This is a genomic window from Arthrobacter sp. 10N43 (genome assembly GCF_056394525.1).
The window spans coordinates 22,368-39,817 of record NZ_JBFTIA010000022.1 but is presented as its reverse complement, the minus strand read 5'-3'; the positions used below and the strand labels follow the sequence as shown (position 1 = coordinate 39,817).

Sequence of the window (17,450 nt, the reverse complement as noted above, 5' to 3'; positions counted from 1 at the left end):
CAGCTTCGGGTCCGTCGCCGGAGACCCCCGCGTCGCCGGCGCGATCTGGACCGACCAGCAAGTGGTGGTGGACCAGGGCCTGGTGACCAGCCGCAGCCCGCGCGACCTCCCCGCCTTCAACGCCAAACTCGTGGCGGAAATCGCCGGAGGCGATCACGCGGGACAGACCGCGTAGCCGCGTCCCCACGCAAGCATCCGACGGCGGTACCGGCCGCCGTCGGATGCCTCCGGCTGGTTCATTTGTTGCTTTGTCTTCTTTTGTTTTGAACTTCCGCCGGGCACCTACCCACGCTGCCGGTTATGCGGCAGGATATGCCGTGTACGTGCACCGTCGTCGTTGCCGCCCGGCCGGCGCCCCCAAGCAGCAAGGAGATTTCGGACATGACCACCCTCAATCCCTACCTCGGGTTCCGCGACACCGCGAAAGATGCCATGACCTTCTACCAGACCGTATTCGGCGGGGAACTGACCATGAGTACCTTCGCCGAGTACCACGCCAGCGAAGACCCGGCCGAGCAGGAAAAGATCATGCACGCCCAGCTCAGGACGGACGGCGGCATGGTGCTCATGGGAGCGGACACACCCAACAGCATGGACTACACCCCAGGCAACAACTTCTCCGTGTCCCTCAGCGGGGCCGACGAAGCCGAACTCCGCGGCTACTTCGACAAGCTGGCCGACGGCGGCACCGTCGCGATGCCGCTCGAGAAGGCACCCTGGGGCGACATCTTCGGCATGTGCAAGGACAAGTTCGGCGTGGACTGGCTGGTGAACGTCGGTTCCGAGCCCGCCTAGGAAAGGCCGACGCCGGAGGCCCGACCCGCGCCGGTTAGAGCTATCCTGAATCCAGCCAGGACAGTGCAGGCTCGAGTCCGTCCGCCTGGCCCAGAGAGGCATGTAATGACCGAGAAGCTGCACCTCACTCCGGACGATGAATTCCCCGAGGACCTCACCAAGGTTGCGGACAAGGATCTTCAGGTCCTCGACAGCCAAGTCCAGCGCCAGCTGGATTATGAGTACGTATCGGAGGGGGAGCCGAATCCGGAGACGGAATTCCGGCACTATGACCTCGATGAGGAGTTCGAAGAGCGGGACAAGCGGGACACCTGAACACCTGAACACCCGATCCTGGCCGGGAAGGTCCCGTGCGGATCGGGTGTCTAGCCCGGTCCTGGCCGCACTGGCTGGTCCGGGACCGGGCTAGACCTCGAAGTGGGTCCGGGTAGGGCCCTGGCCGAGCGACTCGACCACTCCGGCCGCGACGGCGTGGAGCTTGATGTTCCGGGCGCTTGACGCCGACTTCAGGAGCTCAAACGCCTCCACCTGGCTGCAGCGGTTCTGCGCCATGATGATGCCGACGGCAACGTCGATCGCGGTTCGGGTTTCCAGGCTGGCCTTGAGGTTGGCGGCCGTCTCGCTGCTGTGCGCGAACCGGACCGCGAGCCGCAGGGCCATGGTTGTCTGGTGGACAAACTCACGGGCCAGTTCCGTGGCACGGTCATCGAATCGGCCCGGCCGGTGCGAATACAGGTTCAAGGCGGCGCGGGTTTCGCCTTCGAGCAGGAACGGCAGCGCCAGGATGGACCGGAAGCCGTGTCCACGCACCGTCGCGGCGTACTGCGGCCAGCGACCATCGAGCTCCAGGTCCTCAACGTAGACCGTTTCCTGTTCCCGGGACGCCGTCATGCATGGGCCGTCGCCGAAGGTGTACTGGATTTCGTCCATTGCCTGCGCGGCGGGGCTGCTGCTGGCGACGGTGGCCGCCTTACGCTGCCGCAGGAGCGTGATGCCGCAGAGGATCTCGTCTCCCGGCTCGGAGAGGCTGCGCGCGGACACCCGCGCGAGCCCGCCGAGGAAGTCCTCGACGTCGGAGCTGCTGAGCACCAGTTCATGCAGCTGCTGGTTTATTGAATTTGCGGTTGACTCGCTGACCACTTGTCTGTTGTGCCGTTTCACTCAGGTCAAGACGACCCGGCGGCGCTTCCCACCGCGGCAAGGGGCGGATACGGCAGCGGCCGGATCGAAGAACAATCCAACGGCTCGCTGCAAAACCGTACCGAGAGAGTATATACATCCCGAAAATGCGGTTCCACATACCGGGCCCGGATCCAGAGGCTGCTGACCCGTTCGTCCCGGGCATAGGCTGTGCCTTAGGCGAAATGTCGTGAACGGATTCCGCATGCCAGACCTCGATGTCAAGGACTCTCACTCCGCCCCACTGGCGATCTCCCGCGCCGCGGGCCGGCCAGTTGCCACCGTACTGGGAGAGCTGGGCTCGGGCGAGAACGGACTGACCGGTGCCGAAGCGTCCAAGCGCCTCACGGAACTGGGGCCGAATGCGGTGCGGACCCACATGGCCAGCGGGTGGTCGGTGCTGGGCCGGCAGTTGGCCAGCCCCATCCTGATCCTTCTGCTCATCACCGCGGGGCTATCCCTGTTCCTCGGGGACGCCACGAATGCGATCGTCATCGGCGTGATCCTGCTGGTCAGCGTGGGGCTGGGGTTCAGCAACGAATTTCGGGCCGAACGCGCAGCGGAGGCCTTGCATTCGCGCGTCACGCACCGCGCCGTCGTCGTCCGCGACGGAAGACCAGGTGAAATCAACGTCACCGCGCTGGTGCCCGGCGACGTCGTCCGCCTCGGGATCGGCGCGATCATTCCGGCCGACATGCGGGTGCTGACGGCGAAGGATCTCGTGTGCGATGAAAGTATTCTGACCGGGGAATCGCTGGCAGTCGCCAAGGACGCGGCGCCGGTACCGCAGGATGCGCCGCTGGCGGAGCTGAGCAGCTGCCTCTTCATGGGGACCGTGATCCAGTCCGGCAGCTGCACCGCGGTGGTGGTCGCCACCGGAGGCCGGGCGGAATTCGGCCGGATCGCACTGGGCCTGGGTGAGCGCCAGCCGCAGACCGAGTTCCAGCTGGGGTTGAAACGCTTCTCCTTTCTGCTGTTGCAGGTGGCCATCGGGCTGACGTCGCTGATCTTCGTCGCGAACCTGCTGCTGCACCGGCCCCCGATCGAATCGCTGCTGTTCTCCCTGGCGATCGCGGTCGGCATCACCCCGCAACTGCTGCCCGCGGTGGTCAGCACCAGCCTGGCCACTGGCACCCGGCAGCTGGCGCGGCGCAAGGTCCTCGTGAAGCGCCTGGTCTGCATCGAGGACTTGGGCGACATGGACATCCTGGTCACGGACAAGACGGGGACGCTGACCGAGGGCCGGATCAGTTTCAGCGGCGCGCTGCCCGCCGGCCCCGGCGTCCCGCCCGCCGAACTGCTCACGCTCGGGCTGCTGGCCACGGAGGCGGACTACGCCGAGGCGAGGCTCTCCACCGTGGGCCTGAACCCGCTGGATGCGGCCCTGTGGGAGTCCTCCGGCGCCGCGGCCTTCCGGCCGGAACGGTACGAACGCCTGGACGTCCTTGACTTCGACCACCAGCGGCGCCGGACCAGCGTGTTGGTGCGCGAAGCCGGCGGCCCTGCCCGCATCATCACGAAAGGCTCGCCGGAGGATGTCCTGGCCCTCTGCGTGGGCACGCCGGCGGACGTGCAGGCGATGCTGGACAAGCAATTCGACGCCGGATCCCGGGTGGTGGCCGTCGGAACCCGGCCCGCGGACGGGCTGGAGGACCTGACGCCGTCAGAGGAGAAGGACCTGGTCCTGGCCGGATTCCTCATCTTCCTGGACCGGCCCAAAGTCAGCGCGCGGGCCTCCCTGGACCAGCTTGAGGCGCTCGGCATCATGGTCAAGATCGCCACCGGAGACAACGCCAGGGTCGCCGAAAAGGTCTGCGACGAACTCGGTGTCCTCTCCGGCGGTACGCTCAGCGGCGCCGCGGTGGAGGCCATGTCCGATCCCGAGCTGGCCGCGGCGGCCCGGGAGGCCAGCATCTTTGCACGCGTTTCGCCCGAGCAGAAGGCCCGGGTCATCAGGCTGCTGCGGCAAAGCGGCGGTGCCGTCGGGTTCATGGGCGACGGCGTCAACGACGCCCTGGCCCTGCACGCCGCAGACATTGGCATCTCGGTCGACAGCGCCACCGACGTCGCCAAGGACGCCGCCGACGTCGTGCTGCTCGACAAGGACCTGGGGGTCCTGGCCGAGGGCGTCATGGAAGGCCGGCGGATCTTCGCCAACACCATCAAATACGTTCTGATGGGCACGTCCAGCAACTTCGGCAACATGTTCAGCGCGGCCACGGCCTCCGTGCTGTTGAGTTTCCTGCCCATGCTGCCGGGCCAGATCCTGCTCAACAACCTGCTCTACGATGCCGGCCAGCTGGCCATTCCGGGCGACCGGGTGGACAAGGAACAGTTGGTGGCGCCGTCGCACTGGGACATCGGCTTCATCCGCCGTTTCATGTTCCTGTTCGGCCCCATCAGCTCCATCTTCGACTTCGCGACCTTCGCACTCATGCTCTTCGTCTTCGACGCGGTTCCCGGCGAATTCCGGGCCGGCTGGTTCATCGAGTCGATCGTCACGCAGACGCTGATCATCTTCGTCATCAGGACCCGGCGCGTACCCTTTTTCCGGAGCAGGCCGTCGGCGGGCCTCGTATGTGCCTCCGTGGGCGTGGTGGCAATCGGGGTGTACCTGCCGTTCTCGCCCCTGGCCGGCGTGCTGGGCTTCGACCCGCTGCCGGTCCCGTTCTTCCTCGCGTTGCTCGGGATGGCAGTGGTGTACCTGGTGCTGGTGGAACTGGCGAAAGTCTGGTTCTACACGCGCGCCGCACAGCAGCCGCGCCCACCCCGGCCGGCCGCGCTCAGGCACCGCGGCCGGACCCACCGCATTGCCCGGCGGGCCGCCCGCTTCAGCATCCCCGCGGCCACGCCGCTGCTCGTCAACCGGGGCCCGGGAAGGCGCCGCTGGCGCCTCAACCGCGGCCCGGGAAGGCGCCGCTGGCGCAAAATCGGGCATTAAGGCCCTCACTGCGCTTCGGCGGCAGGCGGATAGTTGGAGGGAGCGGCCATCTGGTCCATTCCGGGCGTGGGGAGCCTGCAGGAGCGCGCCAGTTCAGCACCCGACTGATGGCCGATGGCCGACGCCTCGACTGGAAAGCCATAACCCATGAGCATCTTTGAAGACAGGGTCGACGCCGGCAGGCAGCTCGGCCGGCGTCTTGCGGAACTGCGTGGCCAGGACATCGTGGTCCTCGGCCTGCCGCGCGGCGGGGTGCCGGTCGCCTTTGAGGTCGCCGCCGCCCTGGATGCTCCCCTGGATGTGATCGTGGTGCGGAAACTTGGGCTTCCCTACCAGCCCGAGCTCGCCATGGGGGCGATCGGTGAGGGCGGCGCGAAAGTCTTGGACGAGCAGGTCCTGGCCCATTCGCGGGTCACCGCACAGGAACTGCAGGCCGTCGAGGAGCACGAACGAGCCACGCTGGAAAACCGGGTGGTCCTGTTCCGGAAGGGCCGGACGCGGCACGACCTGACCGGACGCGTGGCGGTGATCGTCGACGACGGGATCGCCACCGGGTCCACCGCCCGGGCTGCCTGCCGGGTCGCCCGCAAACAGGGGGCGGCACGGGTGATCCTGGCCGTTCCGGTTGCCCCGGCGGAGACCCTCGCCAACCTGAGCGAGCCGGATGAAGTCGTGTGCCTGGCCACGCCGCGCCAGTTCACCGCCGTCGGCTACCACTACCGGGATTTCTCGCCGACGGATGACGACGAAGTGATCCGCCTGCTCGACCTGGCGGCCAAACGCCTCGAGACCGCGCCGTCGCCATTCCGGACCGCGGCGGGTGCCCGCGCCGACGCCGCTGCCGACGTCGACGAGGAAGTGGAGATCCCGTCCCGCGCGATGCGGCTCCAGGCCCAGCTGCACCTTCCCGTGCCGGCCCGGGCCGTGGTGCTGTTCGCCCACGGCAGCGGAAGCAGCCGCCACAGCCCCCGGAACCGGTATGTGGCCGGTGTCCTGCAGCAGGCCGGGCTCGGCACGCTGCTGCTGGACTTGCTGACCACCGCGGAGGAGCGCAACCGCGCCAACGTCTTCGACATCGAGCTCCTGGCCCGCAGGCTGTCCTCGGCAACGGACTGGCTGTCCACCCGGGCAGACACTGCCGCGTGCGCCGTGGGCTACTTCGGCGCGAGCACGGGCGCCGGGGCCGCGTTGTGGGCGGCGTCGGAGCCGTCAGCGCGGATCTCGGCTGTTGTGTCGCGCGGCGGACGCCCCGACCTCGCCGGCCCGCGTTTGTCCGCCGTGAGTGCGCCAACGCTCCTGATCGTGGGCAGCCTGGATCACGAGGTCCTGGAGCTCAACCGGCGGGCGAAGGCCATGATGCGCTGCCCCAGCCAGCTCGCGGTCGTGCAGGGGGCCACGCACCTGTTTGAAGAACCTGGCACGCTCGCGGCGGCGGCCATCCTGGCCCGGGACTGGTTTGTCGACTACCTGCTGCCCCTGGGCACTCCCAGCCCGCGGGCCGCGGGTGTCTGAGGGCAACCGGGGAGGGCAACCGCTGAGGGCAGCCGGGGAGGGCAACCCCAGGCGCCTACGAGCCCAGCGCCCTAACGCCGGCGGCCCTCTGCCCTGGAGCGGATACCCAGGAGCATCCGCCGCTCCATCAGGAACTGCGCCGGTTCCAGCAGCGTGCGCAGGGCCACTCCCTCGGCCACGGGCGAATAGTCGTACCGCGTGCGGGACAAGAGCCTGGTGGCCCGGGGCCCTGCGGGCCGCAGCACCAACGTCCAGCCGACGTCCAGCCGGGGCCCGGTTGGACGCATTCCGGCCGGCGACATCTTCCCCGTGCGCAAATCGAAGGATCCGCCCAGCCCCAGCACAACCTCGGCCTCGAGGAGCCTGACCGGCAGGCCGCCGTCGGGGGACAACGGAATGATGTCGCCTACCACCAGGTGCTGCAGCTCGGGGCGAATCCTGTCGGCACTCCGGATGCCCAGGCCCGCGGCGTTTTCCAGCCAGTCGTAGGAGTAGAAGCCGCCGCGCCCGGCGCCCAACTGGACCAGCCAGGGCCACACTTCTGAAGCCGGCGCCGCAATGGTCACCGCGCGGGTGGTCTGCATGCGCGGGCCCGGAACCATCTCGTCCCCGGCGAGCGGCCCGGCGGCCTCCTGGGTGGTGGCACCCCAGCGCAGGAGCCGTGGACGCAGCGCCAGGACGTAAGCGGCCCCGGCAGCTGCGGCAACAAGCGCCGCGAGCGGTCCGCGCATCTGGCCGGGGGCGTGCTTGGCCGGCCGGGTTGCCGGCGGAGTTCCGGGGTGGTTCATTCGGCGGTCCGGTGGACCTGGTGGCAGGGATGATGCCGGTCCGCGCCGGCAACATCGCGCTGGTCACCGTTCATGGCCCCCAGCCTCCCGCCTGGTCCGGGAACTGCCTAGGGCCGAAAGTCACGCGGGCCCCCGACGGCGGCACGGCGTCCGGCCGCTGTCGACCGCCGTCGACCGCCGGGCGGATCCGGGCTGGCCGGAAGATGGAACGCGAGGGGCTGGGCACCGCGCCCGCCTCCCCATAGGGTGGAACGGTGACTGCCGGCACCGGACCAGGTGCCGGACCATTTGCCGGACCATGACGGTCAGCAGAGCCTGCCACCCGAGGAGTACCTGATGAAAGTTGCTGTTACCGGAGGAAGCGGAAAGCTGGGACGAAGCGTCGTGCGGCGCCTCAGCGACGACGGGCACGACGTGACCAACCTGGACCGGACGGGCGCGCGTGGCCGCGCGTTCACGCAGGTGGACCTGCGCATCTATGGCCAAGTGGTGGATGTGATCCTTGGCCTGGACGACCGCCACGCCGGCTTTGACGCCGTGGTGCATCTGGCCGCGATTCCGGCGCCGGGGATTGCCCCGGACGCCGCCACGTTCGAGAACAACATGCTCTCCACTTACAACGTGTTCCAGGCCGCCCGTCGGGCCGGGATCAAGAAGATCGTCTACGCCTCCAGTGAGACTGTGCTGGGGCTGCCGTTCGACGTCGACCCGCCTTACATCCCGGTGGACGAGGACTACCCGGCACGGCCGGAAAGCACTTACTCCCTGGTCAAGCACCTGGAGGAGCAGATGGCCATCCAGCTGACGCGCTGGGACCCGGAGCTGAGCATCACCGGCCTGAGGTTCTCCAATGTGATGGACCCGGAGGACTATGAGGAGTTCCCGTCCTTCGACCACGACGCCACAATGCGCAAGTGGAACCTCTGGGGCTACATTGATGGCCGGGACGGCGCGCAGGCCGTGGCCCGGGCCCTGGAGCACGCCAAGCCGGGCTTCGAGGCGTTCATCATCGCCAACGAGGACACCGTGATGAGCCGCTCCAGCGCCAGCCTCGCCGCCGAGGTGTTCCCCAACGTCACGGTGGTCAAGGACCTTGGCGAGCACGAGACCATGCTGTCGATCGACAAGGCCAAGCGGCTGCTGGGCTACGCGCCCGAGCACAGCTGGCGGACCTACCACTCGTTGCGCACCACGCCCACGGAAGACTGACCCCAACCTGAGGAGTCCCATGCAATACCGCACCCTGGGCAACAGCGGCGCCGTCGTCTCCAGCTTTGCGCTGGGCACCATGACCTTCGGCGCCGAGGCCACCGAGGAGCAGTCCCGGGCCATCCTGGATGACTACTTCGCGGCGGGAGGCAACTTCATTGACACAGCCGACGTCTACAGCTCCGGGGTGTCGGAGGAAATCATCGGCCGGTGGCTGGCCGACCGGGCAGAGGTCCGGGACCGGGCTGTGGTGGCCACGAAGGGCCGCTTCCCGATGGGCCAGGCCCCCAACGACGTCGGGACCTCCCGCCGGCACCTTGTCCGGGCGCTGGATGACTCGCTGCGCCGGCTCGGCGTCGAGCAGATCGATCTCTACCAGCTGCACGCATGGGATCCCGTAACTCCCCTCGAAGAGACCCTCCGGTTCCTGCACGACGCCGTCACTGGCGGAAAGATCGCCTACTACGGCTTCTCCAACTTCCTGGGCTGGCAGTTGACCAAGGCTGTCCATGTGGCCAAGGCCCATGGCTGGAGCGCCCCGGTGACCCTGCAGCCGCAGTACAGCCTGCTGGTCCGCGACATCGAATCGGAAGTGGTTCCGGCCTCGCTCGACGCCGGAATCGGACTGCTGCCCTGGTCCCCGCTGGGCGGAGGGTGGCTCTCCGGCAAGTACAAGCGCGACGAACCGCCCGCCGGGGCCACCCGCCTTGGCGAAAATCCGAAGCGCGGGATGGAAGCCTGGGAGGCCCGGAACGCCGATCCGCGCACCTGGGAGGTGATTGCCGAGGTGGAGGAAACCGCCGGGCGGCACGGCGTAAGCCCGGCCCAGGTGGCGCTGGCCTGGCTCGCGGACCGGCCCGCCGTCACCTCGGTGATCCTGGGCGCCCGCAGCACAGGTCAGCTGGCGGACAATCTCGCGGCAGCGGATCTCACGCTCACCGCGGGCGAGACGGAGCGCCTGACCGAGGTCAGCCGTCCGCGCGTCGGCGTCTATCCGTACGGGCCCATGGCCCAGGAGCAGCGCAGCCGGAAACTCGAGGGCGGCCGTTAACCGGACAATGCGCTAGCCAGACAATGCGTTAGCAAGACAACGCGTTAGCAAGACAACGCGTTAGCAAGACAACGCGTTAGCAAGACAACGCGTTAGCAAGACAACGCGGGGCCAATCGCGCCGGTCCAGGTGGTGTGGACGGGCGGGAAGTGACCCCGCATTGTGGTGTTGCGGAAGATCCGGCTCAGTGAACGAGCTCGCGGGTCATGCCGAAGGGAACCTGCTCGGAGAGGGCCGCCGTGTAGTGGCCCGGCTTGTGCCGTGTGAGCAGGATGCCGTGGGTTCCAGTGGCCATGGCGATCTGCTGGAGGCCGCGGACGGCGTCGTTAAGCCGTTCGTCGAGGACGTTCCGGCTGTCGACCTGGATCTCAATGGACTCGGTAATGGTGGTCATCGCTCTGTCTTTCTTGGAGTACTTCTAGTCGGCCCCAATGGATTCAGGAACAGTAACGTCATATTTATTCATGCGTCAAATCGTTAAAGGATCAACTTTCGATGGGGAAATTCGGTTCCGCCGGCATGTGGGCTGCTGACCTGCGCTTCCTGTCGATCCGGGACCTTCGGCCCTAAACTTCCGTCGGGCAGGCGGAGAGGTGCTCATGGACACTGAGGATGCGGCCGTCCGGAGTCCGGGCGAAGACGATGGTTTCGCGTTCGTCGCTGGCCGCCCGGGCACCGCACCGGTCCGTTCGGACGGTCGTGGCCACCCGGTGGGAAAACACGGCCGAACTGCCCTCCGCCTGATGCCCGGACTCCATTCACGCTCGGATGCTTTCGGCGGCGCCCCTGCCTGCTTCCGCGGCGAATAGAGGGGATAATCGTCAGCGGAGACCATCCACAACACGGAGCAAAGGCGGCACGGCGACATGGCACAGGCTCAAACAGGAAAACCACAAGGCCGCTGGCGGGCCTTCCACGAAAAGTTCGTCGTGGAGGAGCGGTTCATGAGCCCGGCGGCACGCCGCAATCTCTACCGCACCGCCGTCGCCCTGATGATCACGGGCGCTGTGCTGTTCGCGGTCATCCTGGCCGGCGTGCTCCAGCACGGCGGCCTCTCGGCGGCGGACGAGCCCACGCGGTCCTGGCTCCTGACCCTGCGCGGGGAACCTGCCACCACCATCATGATCATCCTGGCGATCATCTTCGGCCCCATCGGCCTGCCGATCATAGTTCTCGTAGTGACCGTGGCCTGGGGCCTGCTTGCCAAGCATGCCTGGCGGCCGATGCTCCTGGCCGGCGCCATGCTGACCGGGGTGATCCTGGCGCAGGTCATCGGCCACATCGTCGAACGCCAACGTCCGCCCATAGAGCTGATGCTCTTTGGGGCCGACACCACCTTCTCCTTTCCCTCCGGCCACGTCCTGGGCGCCTGCGATTTCCTGCTGGTCACCACGTACCTGGTCTTTTCGCGCCGGAAGAACCCCATGGCCGCCGTCGTCGCTTTCATCGTGGCGGGGATCGGCATGTTCTTCGCCGCCGTCAGCCGCCTCTACCTGGGCTACCACTGGCTGACCGATGCCCTGGGCGCCTTCTCGATCTCCCTCGTGGTCCTTGGCGGTGTCATTGCGCTGGATACGTGGCGGACAGCCCGGATCCCGGGCGAACAGGTCACCGGGACGCTGTCAGCCGCCGACGCCGGCCAGGACTAAGCGCCGACGGGGGCTGGCCGGCTCGGGCCCGGCCCGGTCAGTTGCTGGCGGCGGCGTAGACGTTCAGGCTGCACGAGAACACAACCCACGACACGTACGGCATCATGAGCAGGCCCGCTGCCCGGCTGATGATGCCAAAGCGGACAGCGGCGGCGCCAGCCGCCACGGCGTGGGCGGCGATAACCACCAGGGCCAGCCAGAGGGCCGCCGAGCCGATCATGGGGTACATGCCGAAGAACAGGGGCGCCCACGCCAGGTTCACGAGCAGCACGATGCCGTAGAGGGCCATTGCGCCCCGGCTGGACGCGGAGAGAAGTCCCGTTCCCCGGCGCCAGACGAGCCACGCCGCCACGGCCATGGTTGTATAAAGCACCGTCCAGACCGTTCCGAACGCCCAGCCCGGCGGGGTCCAGGGGGCCGTGTCCGCCGCCGCGTACCAGCCGCCGGCGTTGCCGATGATGGCCCGCGAGGCCATGTAGGACACGCCATGGGAAACCGCCAGGAAGCAGATCAGGACCAGCGCCTGGCGGGCCGCGCCGGGCGCTCCTGCCCGCAGCGGCCGGCGGCTGACACTTTGTTGAGTTTTCAGGTGCACCGCTCAACAGTGGCTAACGGCGTCGCGTCCGTCAAACTGCCCGGGTCGTGGCGCCCGCCCCGGGGGAAGCCTAAGATCAGTCCACCACTGCTGAAACTACATAGAGGTCCCGTCGATGAACGCTTCCGCCAAGGATCTGGCTTCCCTCCTTCCGCCCGGCTTCACCCTTGGTGTGGCAACGTCGGCCTTCCAGATCGAAGGCGCGCTCGACGAAGACGGCCGTGGCCCCTCCGGGTGGGACGTGTTTGCCGCGAAACCGGGTTCGATCGTGGAGGACCAGAGCCCGGCCGTCTCCTGCGACCACTATCACCGGATGCCAGCGGATGTGGCGCTGATGAAGGAACTGGGGATCGATTCCTACCGGTTTTCGCTGTCCTGGCCGAGGATCCAGCCCGGCGGCAGCGGGCCCGTGAACCGTGCCGGACTGGACTTCTACGACAGGCTGATCGACCTGTTGCTCGCCAGCGGCATTTCCCCCATGGCCACCCTCTACCACTGGGACACCCCACTGCCCCTGGAGCAGGCCGGCGGCTGGATGAACCGGGACACGGCTTACCGGCTGGGGGAGTTCGCCGCCATCGCCGCGGCTGCCTTCGGGGACCGCGTTAGCCGCTGGGTGACCGTCAACGAGCCCGCCACGGTCACCACCAACGGTTACGTCCTGGGCATGCACGCGCCCGGCGAAGCACTCATGCTCAAGGCGCTCCCCAGTGTGCACCACCAGCTGCTGGGCCACGGCCTGGCGCTCCAGGCGCTGCGTGCCGCCAACGTACGCGGGGAAATCGGCCTCACCAACGTCTACTCGCCAATGGTTCCGGCCACCGCCAACCCCCTGGACAAGGTCAGCGCCGGACTCATGGACGTGGCGCAGAACCGGCTCTACGCGGATCCCGTGCTGCTCGGCAAGTATCCGGACATCATCAGGGCCGCCACGTTCTTTTCATCCTCCTTCGGCCCCTCCGACGAGGACATGGAGCTGATCTCGCAGCCCTTGGATTTCTACGGCCTGAACTATTACATGCCCACCCGCGTCGGGGCCGGTAGGGGTGAGGGAGCCGTGCCGCCGGGCATGGCCGAGGCCATGGGGGACGACCTTAGCGGGACCCCGGGCGCTCCGTTGCACATCGAGTCGTTCCCGGATACCGAGACCACGGCCTACGGCTGGCCCGTCAAGCCCGAGTACATGTCCGTCGCGCTGGCCGAGATGGCCGAGCGCTATCCGGACCTGCCGCCGGTCTACATCACCGAGGGCGGGGCCAGTTTCGAGGACGTCGTGGTCCAGGGGTCCGGGGCTGACGGTCGGATGGTTCCGGATGAGCGGCGCCTGCGCTACCTCGCGGACCACATCGGCACGGCCGTGGAAGCGACACAACCCGGCGGTGCCGCCGAGTCCGTGGACCTTCGCGGCTACTACGTGTGGTCCCTGATGGACAACTTCGAGTGGTCCGCCGGCTACAAGCAACCGTTCGGTCTGGTGCACGTCGATTTCGACACCCAGGTCCGCACTCCGAAGGCCTCCTACTACTGGCTCCAGGAAGTGATCGCGGCCCGGAGCGCGGCGGCGGGCGCCGCCGCCGGGCAGAAGGACGGCGACGACGTCGGACAGTCCCGCCCGGCGCCGCCGTCGGAACTGCCGTAGTTCCGGCCTAGAGCAGGTCCAGGTCCTGCAGGCCCTTGGCGAGTCCGGCGCCGTCGGGCGAATAGATCCACGGGACCGAGGATTCCGAGTGGTCTCCGGTGTCCGAATGGCCGCCGGCGAAGACGGCCTCGCTGGCCGAAAGCTGGCGGATGCCGATCGCGGCAACCCGGTCAGGGTGCTCCTGCGCGAAGCCGGAGTAAATCTCTTCATCATGCTGGCCGTTGTCTCCAAACAGCAGCCAGCGCATGTTCGGGAACTCCTGTGCCAGCAGCTCAAGGTTCCGCCGTTTGTGTTCCTGGCCGCTGCGGAACCACCGGTCGTGGGTCAGTCCCCAGTCCGTGAGCAGCAGCGCGCCCGAGGGATAGAGGTTCCGGGCGATGAAGCGGCCCAGGGTGGGCGCCGCGTTCCACGGCCCGGTGGACAGGTAGATCACGGGAGCCTCGGGGTGCTCCACCTTGAGCCGGTCCATCAGGACTGCCATGCCCGGAGTCGCCATCCTGGCGCGTTCGTTTAGGACGAAGGTATTCCACAGCGCCAGGAAAGGCCGGGGGAGGGCCGTGACCATGATCGTGTCGTCAATGTCCGAGACAATGCCCAGCGTGGTGTCCCGGGAGATCACGAAAATCTTGGCCTCCACCGGTTCCGTGCCTTCAGCCCGCAGCACGGCCGTGTGCCAGCCCGGAGTCAGGGCCACGTGGACCAGCGTGTCCACCAGGCCGCCGCGGTCCGCGCGCACGCGGGTAGTGATGCCGCCGATCTGGATTTCCACCTCGGTGAACTGGACCGGGACGCTGGTGAAGGCGCGCCAGCCGCGGAAGTTCTGGTTGCCGTTCCGGGCAACACGCTCGGCCTTGCTGCCGGGCACGGGCCTGCTGGTGAGGACCACGCGGCCCAGTACCCTGACCCACTCCGTGGAGCCGTACCCCTGGTAAGCGACCGTCTGCGGGATGAACTTCCAGCGCCGGGCCGTCCTGAGGCGAACCCCGTTGACGGTGTCCGACACGAAGTGGGCGAGCCTGAGGGCCCTGTTGCCGGACACGGGCAGGTGCTGCGCTGGTTGTGACGCCAATTCCATGCCTCCACTCTCCCACAGCGCTACCCTCCCACAGCGCCGGGCTCCGGCTGCGCCCGCGGCGTTGCGGGAGGGGCCGCCCGTGACACCGGATTACCGGCGTGTCGGCTCGCCCGGCCGCCCGCGCAGTGTGGCGGCGTTGCGGAGGCGTCGCCGCCGCCGTCGGAGTCCGCGGTCCGGTTCTCGTCTGCCGCGGCCCGGTGTGGCACTGTAAGTCCCATGGCACGCATCGAGGATTATGCAATGGTCGGGGATCTGCACACGGCGGCCCTGATCAGCACCGAAGGCTCCATCGACTGGCTGTGCCTGCCGCGATTCGACTCGCCTGCGTGTTTCAGCGCCCTCCTGGACACCCCCGCAGCCGGCCGGTGGCTGCTGGCCCCCGAAGGCGGCGGCGAATGCACGCGGCGACGCTACCGCGAGGGCACACTTATCCTGGAAACCGAGTGGGACCTGCCCGAGGGCAAGGTCAGGATCATTGACTTCATGCCACCGCGCGACGAAGTGGCGGACATCGTGCGGATCGTCGTCGGAGTCCGTGGCACGGTGCGGATGCGCGGCGAACTGGCGCTCCGGTTCGACTATGGCCACATTGTGCCGTGGGTCCGCCACGACGATCGCGGGATCCACGCCGTCGCCGGGCCCGACGCCGTCTATCTGGTGACCCGGGCACCGCTGCGCGGCGAGCGGATGCACACAGTCAGCGACTTCACGGTCTCGGCGGGTGAGCGCGTGCCCTTCGTGCTGACTTGGAGCCCCAGCCACCTCCGCCGGCCACGGACCGTGAACCCCGAAGCGGTCCTTGCCTCCACCGAGCAGTTCTGGCAGGACTGGTCTGCGAAGTGCAAGATCACCGGGCCGCACCGCGACGCGGTCCAGCGCTCGCTGATCACCCTCAAAGCCTTGACCTTCGCGCCCACGGGGGGCATCGTCGCCGCCGTGACGACATCCCTGCCGGAGGAGATCGGCGGCACGCGGAACTGGGACTACCGCTTCTGTTGGCTGCGCGACGCCACCCTCACCCTGCAAGCGCTGCTGGCGGCGGGCTACACGGAGGAGGCCGGCGCGTGGCGGGACTGGCTGCTGCGCGCCGTCGCCGGTGATCCCGCGGATCTGCAGATCATGTACGGCCTCCATGGCGAACGCCGGCTGCCGGAGCTCGAACTGCCGTGGCTGAAAGGCTACGAGAATTCCGCTCCGGTCCGCACCGGAAACGGCGCCGCCGGCCAGCTGCAGCTCGACGTCTGGGGAGAGGTGCTGGACTGCCTGTCCCTGACCCGGAACTCGCTCCTCAAGCACACCGACGACGCCTGGGATGTCCAGGTGGCACTCATGGAACATCTCGAGACTGCATGGACCCAGCCGGATAACGGGCTGTGGGAAATGCGCGGTCCGCAGCGCCACTTCACCCACTCCAAGGTGATGGCGTGGGTGGCGGCGGACCGCATGGTCAAGGGTGTCCGGGACTTCGGCCTGACCGGACCGGCGGACAGGTGGGAGGAGTTGCGTGACAGGATCCACGACGAGGTCATGGCCAACGGCTTCGACGCCGAACGCAACACCTTCGTGCAGTCCTACGGGCGGCCCGAGCTGGATGCGAGCCTGCTGCTGCTGCCCCGGGTGGGGTTCCTCCCGCCGGACGATCCGCGCATCATCGGAACCATCGACGCTGTCCAGCGCGAGCTGACGCACGACGGTTTCCTGCGCCGCTACCTTCCGGCGCAGAGCGACGACGGGCTGCCGGGCGAGGAAGGGGTGTTCCTGGCGTGCTCGTTCTGGCTGGTGGAGGCCCTGATCGGCGCGGGCCGCCGCCACGAGGCCCGGGAGCTGTTCGAACGCCTGCTGGCGCTGCGCAACGACGTCGGGCTCCTCAGCGAGGAGTGGGAGGTCGAGGCCGGCCGGCAGCTGGGCAACACGCCGCAGGCCTTCAGTCACTTCGCCCTGGTGATGAGCGCGCTGGAACTGCATGAAGACGGCGTCCGCCGCAGCGACACCCCGCCGCCGCGCGGGTAGCGTGCGCTTCCCCAAGGGCACGGAGCGTGCGGTTCCCTGGGGACGGCGGGACTTTCAGCACTTTCCCTCCACCGCAAAGTAAGTACACTTACTAATACCAAGGCGGGGGATACGAGGGAATGAGGATTTTGCAATGGCGGGATATTTTGAGCTCGTGGACGCGCCCGACGGCGGCTACCGCATTCGGATGATGGACGGGGCAGGAAAGCTGATGGCCGTCTCGGTCACGTTTCCCACCAAGAAGGCGGCGGTTGCCGGCATCGCCCAGGCGCGCGAGATCGCCGGAACCGGCCTGATCAGGGACCGCAGCGCTGATGGGCGGGCCGCCGTGCCCGGCTCGTCCGCGCGCGTGATCAGGGGGCGGCGCGCCAGCGGGCGGTCACACTCCGCAGTGGTCGGGCCGCTGGCGGCGGGAAAGCGGGCACAGGCCCGCCACTGATCCTCCACCGATCGCCCACCTTGGACCGCCGCTGCCACCGGTCCTCCGCTGGTACCCCTCCGCCGCCGGCACCGGTCCGCCGGGGAGGGCCGTTTCCGCTGGCGCGTTCCCGGTGCCGGGCGGTTACAGTATGGCCATGGACCAGCAGGGGAACCGGAGAGCCGGCGGTGCCCGGAAGAATGCAATCGGCCGGGTGGCAGTGCCGCTCGTTGCCGCGGCCATGCTGCTCGCCGGCCTGGTCCTACTTGCCCAGCCGGTGTCCTCCGAGGACTTTGGCTGGTTCGCGTATGCCCCGCTGGCCACGAGGCCCGACCTGCCCCAAGGGCTCATGTTCATGGGTGCCGAGACCTGGACCGGTATCGCGCTGGTCGGCGTCGGGCTGCTGGTGCTGGCCTTCTGGTCCGGCTACCACACGGGGCGGCAGACCCGGGAGCGGGATGACGACGCCCGGTAGGTCAATCCCACACTGGATGCACCCGGCTGCCCCGCCGAAATCCGCCGTCGAGATGACAGTACGCGGCGGTCGGGCCGCGCAACACTGCCGTGATCTGCCGTCTCGGCGATAGGC

General features: G+C 68.1%; 17 protein-coding genes and 1 pseudogene. 12 read left to right on the top strand and 6 right to left on the bottom strand.

The window, feature by feature from the left end:
- Positions 1 to 28: 28 nt before the first annotated feature.
- The 3 genes and pseudogenes from AC1DDO_RS22440 to AC1DDO_RS22430 form a co-directional block, all read left to right on the top strand.
- A pseudogene (locus AC1DDO_RS22440) lies at positions 29 to 175 on the top strand (DJ-1/PfpI family protein); the annotation flags it as partial.
- Between the two features lie 206 nt (positions 176 to 381).
- Positions 382 to 795, top strand: a complete 414-nt coding sequence (locus AC1DDO_RS22435) for a VOC family protein (RefSeq protein WP_476869212.1) — start codon at positions 382 to 384, stop codon at positions 793 to 795.
- A gap of 105 nt (positions 796 to 900) precedes the next feature.
- A complete protein-coding gene (locus tag AC1DDO_RS22430; protein WP_476869213.1) occupies positions 901 to 1,110 on the top strand; it encodes a hypothetical protein in 210 nt (69 codons plus the stop codon).
- A gap of 90 nt (positions 1,111 to 1,200) precedes the next feature.
- Here the strand turns inward: AC1DDO_RS22430 and AC1DDO_RS22425 are convergent, their stop codons facing one another.
- Complete coding sequence (locus AC1DDO_RS22425) at positions 1,201 to 1,935, bottom strand: GAF and ANTAR domain-containing protein (protein ID WP_476869214.1); 735 nt, start codon at positions 1,933 to 1,935, stop codon at positions 1,201 to 1,203.
- A 244-nt stretch (positions 1,936 to 2,179) separates the two neighbouring features.
- On the opposite strand from AC1DDO_RS22425, the gene mgtA reads away from it, so the two are divergent.
- Both mgtA and AC1DDO_RS22415 read left to right on the top strand, forming a co-directional pair.
- The gene (gene mgtA, locus AC1DDO_RS22420; RefSeq protein WP_476972805.1) at positions 2,180 to 4,915 is read left to right on the top strand and encodes a magnesium-translocating P-type ATPase; all 2,736 of its coding nucleotides are present in this window, start codon (positions 2,180 to 2,182) and stop codon (positions 4,913 to 4,915) included.
- A 147-nt stretch (positions 4,916 to 5,062) separates the two neighbouring features.
- A complete protein-coding gene (locus AC1DDO_RS22415; RefSeq protein WP_476869216.1) occupies positions 5,063 to 6,427 on the top strand; it encodes a phosphoribosyltransferase family protein in 1,365 nt (454 codons plus the stop codon).
- A gap of 71 nt (positions 6,428 to 6,498) precedes the next feature.
- On the opposite strand, the gene AC1DDO_RS22410 is transcribed toward AC1DDO_RS22415, so the two are convergent.
- The gene (locus AC1DDO_RS22410) at positions 6,499 to 7,215 is read right to left on the bottom strand and encodes an SRPBCC family protein (RefSeq protein WP_476869217.1); all 717 of its coding nucleotides are present in this window, start codon (positions 7,213 to 7,215) and stop codon (positions 6,499 to 6,501) included.
- A 336-nt stretch (positions 7,216 to 7,551) separates the two neighbouring features.
- Here AC1DDO_RS22410 and AC1DDO_RS22405 point away from each other — a divergent pair, with 336 nt between their 5' ends.
- Together AC1DDO_RS22405 and AC1DDO_RS22400 are read left to right on the top strand one after the other, a co-directional pair.
- Entirely contained in the window at positions 7,552 to 8,424 is an 873-nt protein-coding gene (locus AC1DDO_RS22405; protein ID WP_476869218.1) for an NAD-dependent epimerase/dehydratase family protein, read from the top strand.
- Between the two features lie 19 nt (positions 8,425 to 8,443).
- The gene (locus AC1DDO_RS22400) at positions 8,444 to 9,475 is read left to right on the top strand and encodes an aldo/keto reductase (RefSeq protein ID WP_476869219.1); all 1,032 of its coding nucleotides are present in this window, start codon (positions 8,444 to 8,446) and stop codon (positions 9,473 to 9,475) included.
- Between the two features lie 184 nt (positions 9,476 to 9,659).
- On the opposite strand, the gene AC1DDO_RS22395 is transcribed toward AC1DDO_RS22400, so the two are convergent.
- On the bottom strand, positions 9,660 to 9,869 hold the full coding sequence (locus AC1DDO_RS22395; RefSeq protein ID WP_441411262.1) for a hypothetical protein: 210 nt from the start codon (positions 9,867 to 9,869) through the stop codon (positions 9,660 to 9,662).
- Positions 9,870 to 10,041: 172 nt separating this feature from the next.
- Positions 10,042 to 10,233, bottom strand: coding sequence for a hypothetical protein (locus AC1DDO_RS22390; protein WP_476972804.1), 192 nt, complete (start codon positions 10,231 to 10,233; stop codon positions 10,042 to 10,044).
- 108 nt (positions 10,234 to 10,341) lie between these two features.
- Here AC1DDO_RS22390 and AC1DDO_RS22385 point away from each other — a divergent pair, with 108 nt between their 5' ends.
- The gene (locus AC1DDO_RS22385; RefSeq protein ID WP_476869220.1) at positions 10,342 to 11,124 is read left to right on the top strand and encodes a phosphatase PAP2 family protein; all 783 of its coding nucleotides are present in this window, start codon (positions 10,342 to 10,344) and stop codon (positions 11,122 to 11,124) included.
- Positions 11,125 to 11,161: 37 nt separating this feature from the next.
- Here the strand turns inward: AC1DDO_RS22385 and AC1DDO_RS22380 are convergent, their stop codons facing one another.
- Positions 11,162 to 11,719: a TspO/MBR family protein gene (locus AC1DDO_RS22380; RefSeq protein WP_476869221.1), complete on the bottom strand. Its 558-nt coding sequence runs from the start codon at positions 11,717 to 11,719 to the stop codon at positions 11,162 to 11,164.
- Positions 11,720 to 11,834: 115 nt separating this feature from the next.
- On the opposite strand from AC1DDO_RS22380, the gene AC1DDO_RS22375 reads away from it, so the two are divergent.
- The gene (locus AC1DDO_RS22375) at positions 11,835 to 13,358 is read left to right on the top strand and encodes a GH1 family beta-glucosidase (protein ID WP_476869222.1); all 1,524 of its coding nucleotides are present in this window, start codon (positions 11,835 to 11,837) and stop codon (positions 13,356 to 13,358) included.
- A gap of 7 nt (positions 13,359 to 13,365) precedes the next feature.
- Here the strand turns inward: AC1DDO_RS22375 and AC1DDO_RS22370 are convergent, their stop codons facing one another.
- The gene (locus tag AC1DDO_RS22370) at positions 13,366 to 14,433 is read right to left on the bottom strand and encodes an App1 family protein (protein ID WP_476869223.1); all 1,068 of its coding nucleotides are present in this window, start codon (positions 14,431 to 14,433) and stop codon (positions 13,366 to 13,368) included.
- 216 nt (positions 14,434 to 14,649) lie between these two features.
- Between AC1DDO_RS22370 and AC1DDO_RS22365 the strand changes: the two genes are divergently transcribed.
- The 3 genes from AC1DDO_RS22365 to AC1DDO_RS22355 all read left to right on the top strand — a co-directional run bounded on the left by AC1DDO_RS22365 (position 14,650) and on the right by AC1DDO_RS22355 (position 17,336).
- Positions 14,650 to 16,443 (top strand): glycoside hydrolase family 15 protein, encoded by a 1,794-nt coding sequence (locus AC1DDO_RS22365; protein WP_476869224.1) that lies wholly within the window; start codon positions 14,650 to 14,652, stop codon positions 16,441 to 16,443.
- Between the two features lie 133 nt (positions 16,444 to 16,576).
- Positions 16,577 to 16,882 carry a YegP family protein gene (locus AC1DDO_RS22360; protein WP_476869225.1) on the top strand — a complete coding sequence of 102 codons (306 nt, stop codon included), beginning with the start codon at positions 16,577 to 16,579 and terminating at the stop codon, positions 16,880 to 16,882.
- Between the two features lie 136 nt (positions 16,883 to 17,018).
- Complete coding sequence (locus AC1DDO_RS22355) at positions 17,019 to 17,336, top strand: hypothetical protein (protein WP_476869226.1); 318 nt, start codon at positions 17,019 to 17,021, stop codon at positions 17,334 to 17,336.
- Positions 17,337 to 17,450 lie beyond the last annotated feature (114 nt).